This is a genomic window from Pseudomonas frederiksbergensis, from assembly GCF_003732665.1.
Classification (GTDB): domain Bacteria; phylum Pseudomonadota; class Gammaproteobacteria; order Pseudomonadales; family Pseudomonadaceae; genus Aquipseudomonas; species Aquipseudomonas frederiksbergensis_G.
This window is the reverse complement of sequence record NZ_MOBP01000211.1, coordinates 1-299: the sequence shown is the minus strand read 5'-3', so window position 1 is coordinate 299 and position 299 is coordinate 1. Positions and strand designations below refer to the sequence as shown.

Annotated in this window: 1 pseudogene; it reads left to right on the top strand. The window is 54.5% G+C overall.

The annotated features are described in order from the left end of the window. Positions 1-299: pseudogene (locus tag BK665_RS33865) on the top strand (VRR-NUC domain-containing protein); the annotation flags it as partial.

Sequence of the window (299 nt, the reverse complement as noted above, 5' to 3'; positions counted from 1 at the left end):
GGAATTGGGCTGGATCGATGAGGAATTTCCGTTATTAATAGAAGAACTGTTCGACGTATTGCTCAAGGCCGAAATCCTGCAATGCCTGGGGCATGCCATCGACCAGCCCAAAGGCAAGAAGACCGAGTGGCTGCCGCTGCTGAGCGAACAGTTTTCCGAGTCTCGGCATTTCCGTGAGTGGTGCCCGACCCTGGATGACCGCTTGTTCAGCCTGACCATCATGGGCCTGTGTGATCGCTTGCGCCTGATGTTCTTCGGTAAACTCTATCAGGACTGGTCGGAGTTCGTACTGGCCGATC